Below are 1,336 nucleotides of genomic sequence, written 5' to 3'. Positions count from 1 at the left end.
CGGCGGCCGCGCCGGGGCGCCGGTAGACGGCGTAGGAGACCGCGTCACGCGCTCCGGTCCAGGCGATCTTCCCGGCGGCGGCCGTGACGGCCGTGGCGGGGTGGGGCGGCTTGGCCCAGGGGGACGGCGGGATGAGCGCGGGGGTCCGGTAGTGGTCGCGCAGCAGGAGGGTGCCGAATCCGGCGCGGTCGGCGGCGACGTCGGCGGCCGAGAAGAACACGTCGCCGCGGATCTGGGGGTACTTCTTGTTGAGGGTGAGGTGGCGGGAGAGCTCGTCGGGCTTCTTCCAGACGGCGTCGTCGCCGATCCGGTAGGCGGCCTGGCCGATGGTGAGCTGGACGCCGGTGCCCTCGACCAGCCGCGCCCACCAGGCGGCGAGGGTGGCGTAGTCGGCGGCCTTGTCGCCGATCGGCCAGTAGAGCTGGGGCAGCACGTAGTCGAGCCACTTCTCCTTCACCCACTTGCGGGTGTCGCCGTAGATCTCGGCGTAGGAGTCCAGGCCCTTGGTGGCCGAACCGGCGGGGTGGTCGCGTTTGTTGCGCCAGATCCCGAAGGGGCTGATCCCGAACTTGACGTCGGGGCGGGCCTTCTTGACCTCGGTGGAGACCCGCTGGACGAGGGTGTCGACGTTGGCGCGCCGCCAGGCGGCCTTGGTCGCGAACCCCTTGCCGTAGGTCTTGAAGGTCGCCTGGTCGGGGAAGTCCTTGCCGGTCGGGTAGGGGTAGAAGTAGTCGTCGAAGTGGACGCCGTCGACGTCGTACTTGCGGACGACGTCCAGGACCGCCTCGGTGGCCAGATCGCGGACCTGGGGCAGGCCCGGGTCGTACCAGAGGTACTTGCCGTAGACGCGGACCCAGTCGGGGTGCAGGCGGGCGGGGCTGGTGGGGGCGAGGTTGGCGCGCTTGTTGTCCTGGCCGACGCGGTAGGGGTTGAACCAGGCGTGGAACTCCAGATCGCGGGCGTGGGCCTCGTCGATGAGGAACTTCAGGACGTCCCAGCCGGGGTCCTTGCCGGGGGTGCCGGTGAGCCAGGCCGACCAGGGTTCGCGGGGGGAGGCGTAGAAGGCGTCGCCCGCGGGCCTGATCTGCATGAACACGGTGTTGATCCGCAGGGCCACGGCTCGGTCGAGCATCGTGCGGTAGGCGGCCTTCTTCTTGGCGACGGGCAGTTCGGGGTCGCCGGGCCAGTCGCCGCCGTACACGCTGGAGATCCACATGCCGCGGACCTGCTTGGCGGGGTCGTCGCCGGGGGCGGCGAGCTTGGGGCATTCGGCGGCGGCCGAGGCGGCTCCGGCGTCCTTGGCGCGGTCGATGCCGAGTGCTCCGGCGGCGGGCGC

At 71.5% G+C, this 1,336-nt stretch carries 1 protein-coding gene; it reads right to left on the bottom strand.

Features of this window, described 5'->3' with window-relative positions; all coding sequences use genetic code 11:
- Positions 1-1,336 (bottom strand): glycoside hydrolase family 10 protein (locus tag ACYVE7_RS34145; protein ID WP_460370730.1); only part of this gene is annotated, 1,336 nt, incomplete at both ends.

This window comes from Actinocorallia lasiicapitis, assembly GCF_054778695.1.
This window is presented reverse-complemented; position numbering and strand designations above follow the sequence as displayed.